6 protein-coding genes are annotated in these 9,272 nt (G+C 42.8%); 3 read left to right on the top strand and 3 right to left on the bottom strand.

Annotation, left to right across the window (positions count from 1 at the left end; translation table 11 throughout):
• Nucleotides 1–263: 263 nt before the first annotated feature.
• The gene (glsB, locus tag FW757_RS03940) at nt 264–1,187 is read left to right on the top strand and encodes a glutaminase B (RefSeq protein WP_145235030.1); all 924 of its coding nucleotides are present in this window, start codon (nt 264–266) and stop codon (nt 1,185–1,187) included.
• Nucleotides 1,188–1,207: 20 nt separating this feature from the next.
• Here the strand turns inward: glsB and FW757_RS03935 are convergent, their stop codons facing one another.
• Nucleotides 1,208–2,512, bottom strand: coding sequence for an inosine/guanosine kinase (locus FW757_RS03935; RefSeq protein WP_145235032.1), 1,305 nt, complete (start codon nt 2,510–2,512; stop codon nt 1,208–1,210).
• A 179-nt stretch (nt 2,513–2,691) separates the two neighbouring features.
• On the opposite strand from FW757_RS03935, the gene tadA reads away from it, so the two are divergent.
• Nucleotides 2,692–3,195, top strand: coding sequence for a tRNA adenosine(34) deaminase TadA (tadA, locus tag FW757_RS03930; protein ID WP_145235034.1), 504 nt, complete (start codon nt 2,692–2,694; stop codon nt 3,193–3,195).
• Here the strand turns inward: tadA and FW757_RS03925 are convergent.
• Nucleotides 3,192–3,359 carry a hypothetical protein gene (locus FW757_RS03925; protein WP_169020230.1) on the bottom strand — a complete coding sequence of 56 codons (168 nt, stop codon included), beginning with the start codon at nt 3,357–3,359 and terminating at the stop codon, nt 3,192–3,194. The genes tadA and FW757_RS03925 overlap by 4 nt on opposite strands.
• A 134-nt stretch (nt 3,360–3,493) precedes the next feature.
• Nucleotides 3,494–5,014 carry a membrane-bound lytic murein transglycosylase MltF gene (mltF, locus tag FW757_RS03920; RefSeq protein WP_404699287.1) on the bottom strand — a complete coding sequence of 507 codons (1,521 nt, stop codon included), beginning with the start codon at nt 5,012–5,014 and terminating at the stop codon, nt 3,494–3,496.
• A 253-nt stretch (nt 5,015–5,267) separates the two neighbouring features.
• On the opposite strand from mltF, the gene purL reads away from it, so the two are divergent.
• Nucleotides 5,268–9,152 (top strand): phosphoribosylformylglycinamidine synthase, encoded by a 3,885-nt coding sequence (purL, locus tag FW757_RS03915; RefSeq protein ID WP_182718398.1) that lies wholly within the window; start codon nt 5,268–5,270, stop codon nt 9,150–9,152.
• Nucleotides 9,153–9,272 lie beyond the last annotated feature (120 nt).

The raw sequence follows: 9,272 nt of genomic DNA, 5'->3' as shown, positions 1-9,272 counted from the left end.
ACGTCTGCAGGAAAGCTATTGGCTTCGAGCCGTCAGCGTTAACCTTTGACATGCGTGTACTGCCACTTTTTAATCTTAAAAAACTCGCGCTACCCATAAGAAAATGCAAGCTCGCACTCTTTGTAAGTAAAAGGCAAATCAGCATTATTCATAAGTGACTGTAAGCGTGTTTTATTAGGTATTATTTGAGTAATAAAGTCAGTCTGCTTTTCTTCTAATATGGTAGAATTTTATTTCTGTTTTCAATGCCAATGAGGGTTACCTTGCCTACCTCTGATTATCAACAAGTCTTAAATGAAATTACCGCTGAGGTGCAACCACTGTTATCACAAGGTAAAGTGGCGGATTATATTCCAGCATTGGCTGAGGTTGATGCTAACCAATTTTCTATTGCTATATATACGACTGATGGCCAGACATTTTGCGCAGGCGATTGCTCGCAACGCTTTACAATTCAATCTGTTTCTAAAGTAATGACGTTAACGTTAGCGCTGCAGCGCTATGGTAATGAATTGTGGCAACGAGTCGGCAAAGAGCCGTCAGGTACTGCGTTTAACTCTTTGACTCAGCTTGAGTTTGAAAAGGGTATACCGCGTAACCCTTTCATAAATGCCGGTGCTATCGTTACCTGTGATGCGTTATATAGCCGCTTGTCTGCACCTATGCATTCAATGTTAGAAACATTTAGGTTATTGTCTGGAAATAAGGGCATAGTGATTGATAAGAAGGTCGCTAATTCTGAGTATGAATTTCGTCATCGTAATGCTGCAATGGGGCATTTAATGAAGTCCTTTGGTAACTTTAAAAACGAAGTTGATGATGTGTTATGGGCATATTTTAATTTTTGTGCAATAGAGCTCAATTGTGTCGAATTGGCTAAAGCATATAACTTTCTGGCCAATAAAGGGATAGATAACGTGTCTAATAGACGCGTACTTTCAAGTCTGCAAAACAAACAGCTCAACTCATTATTATTTACCAGCGGCCTCTATGATGCGGCGGGCGATTTTGGTTATAGGGTTGGTATGCCGGGTAAATCAGGAGTATCGGGCACTATATTAGCGGTGTTACCGAATAAGTTTACAGTGGCAGTATGGTCGCCTGGGTTAAATTCATTTGGCAACTCGGTGGCAGGAATAGCAGCCCTTGAGCTGCTATCTAAAAAACTTGATATCTCTATTTTTTAACTAATATGTATTGGGAGTTGTTACTGCTCCCAATAAACCTGTTCGAGGCAGTCTTCACGCTCAGGTAAACCACGAGATAAGCGCGGTGAATGCTGTACTAACACCTCAAAACTGGCACGGTTAGCATACTTACTAATTTGTGCTAATGATGAGTAGGTCATTGCCGGTTGCTGGTGTTTAGCTGAATTACCAACATTGAGCTTATGGTAAACATTTGCCGATAAGTCATGTAGTACCGCCGCTAATGCACAATCTCCTGCACCATTGGTGTTCTTAATAGAGTCTGGACCACCCATAAATGGCGCTGTATGGCTGTATGCACGAATTGGCTGCTGACAGTCAACTTTGCGCATAGCGCGCGAAAACTCATAACGATTGAAATCTGGTATTGCGCCAGGCAGCAATGGGTATTCTGTTTCTCGTTTAAATTGCTCATCGATGTAGCCTGCCATAAACAAGCCTTTTTCACCTGCGGTACAGATCACTAAATCTACCCAATCAAGTGCTTTATCAGCAGCAAGTAGAGGGTCTTCAAAGCCAGTTATTGCCAGCCCTTCTTCCTCATTCATTGCTAAAATATCAACATGTTTTTCAACAAAACTAGCCCACCAAGTAGGGTCTTGCTCGATTAAAAACTTAGTACCAAGAGTGAGTACGACAGGGATGCCAGCATCATTGGCATATTTGACAGCTTGCATTGTTGCTTCTGTCATCGTCTCAGAACCTTGCGTACGCATTAAGTAAGCACTGATCACTAATGCCGATGAGTTCTCTATTAACTCCTGATCGATTGATTCAGGTCGTAGGTGGTTCATCAGCCCTGCGCTGATGGCAAAAGTACGTTCACCAGTATCGTCAATGAGTGTAAAGCAGCGACCGATCGGACCATCTACCGGTTGTAAGTAGTCGAGATCGACACGACTTGAGGTGTTACATAAAAAGCGATAAGCGTAGCTACCAATTTTAATGTTTTCACTCATCACACCCAGTAGTACAGAGCGGTCATCCGCTAATACTGAGTAGTTGTGCATAGTGTTGCCGATAGTACCGCCTGCAAACTCATAATCGATCATATCGTTGAGTTTTAAGCGGTCATATAATGCATTGGTTATATCACTATCAATAACTTGCGACATACCTCGGCGCAGTTGAAATTCGTCAAGGAAAGCTTGATCGACTTTAGCTTCTATATCAACTACGATTTGATCTATCCCTGTGATGTAGCTGCGTTGCAACTTATCACTGGCGTTGAGTTGATTAGTAAGTGGATCTTTGGCTTCCACTGGAAAATAATGTTTATGCCTGCGGCGTCCAGGAAATTTCATTTGCTACCCGTGTGTTGTGAGCTAAATAAAAAAAGCGAGAGATTATATCGTAAATCGCACGGGGTGAGCCATGTTAAAGCTGTTTTAATTTGTTTTATTTTTATCACTAATCAGTATATTTAGCGTTTTAATGGCCTAAGTGAGTATAATTAAACAATAATTAGTTAAAGATTAAGTCAATGAGTGAACAATTGAACGATCAATATTGGATGGCGCAAGCTCTAGAGTATGCAAAAAAAGCGGAGCAGTTGAATGAAATTCCTGTCGGTGCTGTACTGGTCAAAGATAATCAGTTGATTGCAGCTGGCTATAATCGTTCGATTACCGATAACGATCCTTCTGCTCATGCAGAGATGATTGCGATACGCGAAGGTGGCAAGGTCGTTAATAATTACCGCTTGATTGATTGTACTTTATACGTCACGTTGGAGCCATGCTCTATGTGCGCCGGGTTGCTAGTACACAGTCGTATCAAACGTTTAGTGTTTGGTGCTGCGGATGAAAAAACAGGATCAGCAGGCTCTATTATGAATCTATTACAAGATCCTAGATTAAATCATCAGGTTGAAGTTGAGGCCGGAATACTAGGTGAGTTATGTGGGCAAACTATTTCTGATTTTTTTAAACGCCGCCGTCAAGAAATAAAAGCTGCAAAGAAAGCTTTGCGTGACCTGAAGGCTTAACCTGCAGGTGCTGCAATGCTTAACTCTGCCATTTGTTGCATTGCAAACATTCTGCGACGCCAAATTACTTTTCTATGTAAATTACGCAGCATTATTCTGCGACGGGTAGATGATGAATAAATAACATTTCGTTTGAACGAATGTGTACGCCGACGTTTCAGCATGGTTTCTCCTGAAAATGTGAGAGTGAGAAAAGATATAAGTTAATTATATACTTGATACTACACATTAGTGATCATTTGATGACAAGTAAATAGATATTTTAGTTTGCGCGTACCTATCGCATTTAAAGTTATTTTTATTGTTCGCCGTTATCTTTTTTTTGCGGTGCTTGCTCATCGATACTGTCATCTTTTGCTGGGGAGACCGTGGTTTGTATTGTGGCAGGCTTTGGATTTTTAATCTCAGCAGCTTGGGTAGTAGGTTGATCTATTTGTTCAGCATCATCGGGTTCAGTAGTCGGTGTGCTGATCGCGTCATTTTCATCTAACCAAACTAGTGCATCGTAGTAACGACGAATATTATCCACGTACTTGACTGCAACGTCACCGCGCGAATAGCCATACTTGGTTTTACGGTAGTAACGTTTTTTGATTAATAGCGGTAAGCGTTTTTTCACATCAGCCCATTTATCAGGGCTAGCACCTTGCTGCTCGGTAATAATACGAGCATCGTTCACGTGACCCCAACCAATATTATAGGATGCTAAAGCTAGCCAAGTACGATCTGGCTGAGGAACGCGGTCGGGAATTCGTTTTTCTAGCTTCGTCAAATATTCTGCGCCGCCTTTGATATTTTGCTCAGGAGCAAGACGATTAGTTACGCCGACCTGCTTTGCAGTATCACGAGTGAGCATCATAATACCACGAACTCCTGTGGGGGATTTTGCTCGCGGATTCCACATTGATTCTTGATAACTTAAAGCTGCAAGTAATCGCCAATCTAGGCTGCCTGCATATTGCTCAAACCAAGGTTGATATTTTGGCAGTGTTTCTTTAATTGCTTCAATATAGGCAAGGGTATTAACGTAGTTAAATTGGCGGACATGGCCAAAATATTTTTCTTCAAGTACATAAAGCTGATTACTTTGTTTTACTTCACCAAAAAACGGCACCATTAACGCATATAACGAATCGTCGCCGTCTTTGCGCAGCAGCCAAGCAATGGGATCGTTACGAGTGACAGAAAAACCAATACTAAGATTAGGGTGATAGCGACGAAACAACGATAGGGTATGTGAGTCGGCAAGAGTGTAATCAATTTCACCATCGATCACTGCTTGTAATAGCTCTTCTTCGTCGAGATCTTCTGTTTCGCGCCAATTTAAATTGGGGTGAGTTTGTTTAATTTGTTGCAGTGCCAATGAATGGCTACTTTTGGCAAGTACTGTCAGGTTATCGGTTAGATCATCAAAATCACGAGGTCTTACTCTACCTTGTTTATAAACCAGTTTTTGGCTAATTGTGCGATAGGTTGGGCCAAAACGGTAATCTTGGGCGCGTACTTTATTGTACGTTAAACCAGAGGCTATTAAGTCTAAATCGCCGCTATCTAAGCGTGAAAACATGTCGGATAAGTTAAAAAATGGCACCATCTCCAGTTCAACCCCAAGGTGATCTGCAAACTCTTGCGCTAACTCATATTCAAATCCTTGTTCACCTTGCACTGCTTGATAATAATTACTTGCTCCAGCTAACGTACCTACTCTGATTTTGTTTTGAGTTTTTATTTGGCTGAGTTGAGATTGCTGCTGTTGCATATCGCAGGCACACAAAAGCATTACTAACGTAATGATTGTTATTAGCTTTTGTTTAAACATACTGTGCCCCTTGAATGCTATTACACCCTTATATCAAAACTTTGCGATGACGTCACTTGGCGATTTGTCATAGATGACTTTACTGTGTTTTATATTTCATCTGCCACTAGGTATAATTAGCAATAAACGATGCTAACTTATAGCGCTCTTGCTGCAATTTTAATTCCCTGCTTAACCTGTATTTCCGAGTTACTTGAGTATATAATACCCGCCTAAAATATCGTTCAATCCCTAACCCCGGATGAAAATACCTATGTTGATCCTTCGTGGTGCACCAGCACTTTCCGATTTTAGAGTTCAGAAAATTTTAGCCCGTTGCCAACAGGCGCAACTTCCAGTCACTAATGTATACGCTGAGTATGCACACTTTGCAGATCTAACCGCACAGCTGTCAAGTGATGAGCAAACTAAGCTTGAGAAGTTACTTACCTATGGTCCAACGATTGCCGAACATACACCTGCAGGCACTTTGGTGTTAGTAACGCCTCGTCCTGGCACAATCTCGCCATGGGCTTCAAAAGCGACGGATATTGCACATAATTGTGGCTTAACTCAAGTACACCGTGTTGAGCGCGGCATCGCTTATTATGTTGAAGGTGACTTAAACGCTGAGCAATTAAATCAAGTTGCAGCCTTATTACATGACCGCATGACCGAAGCAACGCACAGCGCAATGGACGACGCTGCGACGTTATTCCGTACTGATGCACCGAGTCAAATGTCATCAGTTGACATTTTAGCCGGCGGCCGTGAAGCGCTAGCAACTGCAAACGTTGAGCAAGGTTTTGCCCTTGCTGATGACGAAATTGATTACTTGGTAGAAAACTTCCAAAAGTTAGGGCGTAACCCGAACGACATTGAATTATTTATGTTTGCACAAGCAAACTCAGAGCATTGTCGTCATAAAATTTTTAATGCAGATTGGACCATCGATGGTGTAGTTCAGCCTAAATCGCTATTCAAAATGATTAAAAATACCTACGAGCTAAACCCTGAAAACGTATTATCTGCTTATAAAGATAACGCCGCAGTAATGAAAGGTTCGAAAGCAGGTCGTTTCTTCCCAAATGCTGAAGGTGAATATGCATATCATCAAGAGAACATTGAAATCTTGATGAAAGTTGAAACCCATAACCACCCAACTGCGATTGCTCCATTTTCTGGTGCTGCTACCGGTTCAGGTGGTGAAATTCGTGATGAAGGTGCAACAGGCCGTGGCTCTAAGCCAAAAGCAGGTTTAGTTGGCTTTACTGTATCAAACTTACGTATTCCTGGTTACGAGCAACCGTGGGAAACTGATTTTGGTAAGCCTGCTCGTATCGTTACAGCATTAGATATTATGACTGAGGGCCCATTGGGTGGCGCTGCGTTTAATAATGAGTTTGGTCGTCCAAACTTAGTCGGTTACTTCCGCACTTATGAAGAGCAAGTAATCAGTCATAATGGCCTTGAGGTGCGTGGTTACCACAAGCCAATTATGCTTGCCGGTGGTTTAGGTAATATTCGTACTGACCATGTACAAAAAGGTGAAATTCCTGTTGGTGCTAAGTTGATTGCGTTAGGTGGCCCAGCGATGAACATTGGTTTAGGTGGCGGTGCCGCTTCATCAATGGCGTCAGGCCAATCAAATGAAGATTTAGATTTTGCATCAGTGCAACGTGAAAACCCAGAAATGGAACGTCGTTGTCAAGAAGTCATCGATAAATGCTGGCAGTTAGGTGATGCTAACCCAATCGCGTTTATTCACGATGTCGGCGCGGGCGGTTTATCAAATGCATTCCCTGAGCTTGTTAATGACGGTGGTCGTGGGGGCAAATTCCAACTGCGCGATATTCCAAATGATGAGCCGGGCATGGCACCGCATGAGATCTGGTGTAACGAGTCTCAAGAGCGTTATGTACTTGCTGTCGCGGTTGAAGATTTTGACCGTTTTGAAGCCATTTGTAAGCGTGAACGTGCGCAATATGCAGTGATTGGTGAAGCGACTGAAGAGCGTCATTTAACCGTTGCAGATAGCCATTTTGGTAACAACCCCGTTGATTTACCACTGGATGTGTTATTAGGCAAAGCACCTAAAATGCACCGTGAAGCGCAATCTCAACAAGTTATTGGTAAAGCGCTGGATACTACAAATATTGACGTAAGTGAAGCGGCAACACGTTTATTACGTTTACCTGCGATTGCTGAAAAGACGTTCTTGATCACCATTGGTGACCGCTCAGTAACAGGGCTAGTTGCTCGTGACCAAATGGTTGGTCCTTGGCAGGTGCCAGTTGCTAACTGTGCCGTAACTGCAGCAACGTATGACACTTACCATGGTGAGGCAATGTCTCTTGGTGAGCGTACACCTGCAGCATTGCTTAATTACGGCGCATCAGCACGTTTGGCCGTAGCTGAATCATTAACCAATATTGCTTGTGCTAACATTGGACCGCTTGAAAACATTAAGTTGTCTGCTAACTGGATGGCAGCAGCTGGTCACCCTGGTGAAGATGCGGGTCTTTACGAAGCAGTTAAAGCGGTGGGTGAAGAGCTTTGCCCTGCGCTTGGTTTAACCATCCCTGTGGGTAAAGACTCTATGTCGATGAAAACCCAGTGGGATGAGAATGGCGAGCAGAAGTCAGTAACCGCACCATTATCACTTATTATCACCGCGTTTGGTCGTGTTGACGATGTACGTAAAACGGTTACTCCGCAGCTACGTACAGATAAAGGTGAAACCTCACTTATCTTGGTTGACTTAGGTGCAGGTAAAAACCGACTAGGTGCTTCAAGTTTAGCGCAAGTTTATAAGCAATTAGGTGATGTAACGCCAGATGTAGATAGCCCTGAATTACTAAAAGGCTTTTACAATGCAATGCAAGCGTTAGTCGCTGATAATAAGTTACTTGCTTATCATGACCGTTCAGACGGTGGTTTATTTACCACAGTGGCTGAAATGGCATTTGCGGGTCATACTGGTGTGACTGTTAATTTAGATGGTTTAACAGGTTCTGACATTGAAGCACTTTATAATGAAGAGCTCGGTGCGGTAATCCAAGTTGCTAACAGTGATTTAGAGGTCGTGAATGCAGTATTTGCTGAGCATGGCATTGCTGCAATCAGCCATGAAATTGGCACACTTAACAGTGACGACAGTGTGGTATTTAACCGCGCTGGTAACCCTGTACTCAGTAATACGCGTACTGAATTACGTACTATTTGGGCAGAAACCACCTACCAAATGCAAGCACGTCGTGATAACCCTGATTGTGCTAAGCAAGAATTTGATGCCAAGTTTGATGTTAAAGACCCTGGTCTTAACGTTAAACTAAACTTCGATTTAAATGAAGATGTGGCAGCACCGTATATTGCGACAGGCGCTAAGCCTAAAATGGCTATCTTACGAGAGCAAGGTGTTAACTCGCATTTAGAAATGGCAGCTGCATTTAACCGTGCTGGTTTTGCGGCAGTTGATGTACACATGAGCGATATTCTTGAAGGGCGTTTAAGTCTGGAAGAGTTTAAAGGCTTAGTGGCATGTGGCGGCTTCTCTTACGGTGACGTGTTAGGTGCTGGTGAAGGTTGGGCTAAATCAATCTTATTTAATGATATGGCACGTGAGCAGTTCCAAAGCTTCTTTGAGCGCCAAGACTCATTTAGTTTAGGTGTGTGTAACGGTTGTCAGATGTTATCAACATTAAAAGAGTTGATCCCTGGCACTGAACATTGGCCACGCTTTGTGACGAATAAATCGGAACGTTTTGAAGCACGTTTTAGCTTAGTTGAAGTGCAAGAGAATCCTTCGGTATTCTTCAACGGTATGGCGGGCTCTCGTATGCCTATCGCAGTGTCTCACGGTGAAGGTCATGCTGAGTTTGCTAATGATGCAGCAGTGAAAGCAGCGCTTGAGTCAGGTACTGTAGCGGTTAAGTTTGTTGATAACTACGGTAATCCTACAACACAATACCCTGCTAACCCGAACGGCTCGCCAGAAGGTATCACAGGCATTACTTCAGCTGATGGCCGTGCTACAGTAATGATGCCACACCCTGAACGTGTATTCCGTGCGGTTGCTAACTCGTGGCACCCAGATGAGTGGCGCGAAGATAGCCCATGGATGCGTATGTTCCGCAATGCACGTAAAAATGTAGGTTAAACTATATTTATACACACTAGATTCATTATCTAGTACTAGAATAAAAGGCTGCATTATGCAGCCTTTTTTGTTTATGCTGGTCAAAGGTCAAAGGTCAAAGGTCAAAGGTCAAAGGTATTT

It is taken from the genome of Pseudoalteromonas sp. 1181_04 (genome assembly GCF_052850545.1).
This window is presented reverse-complemented; position numbering and strand designations above follow the sequence as displayed.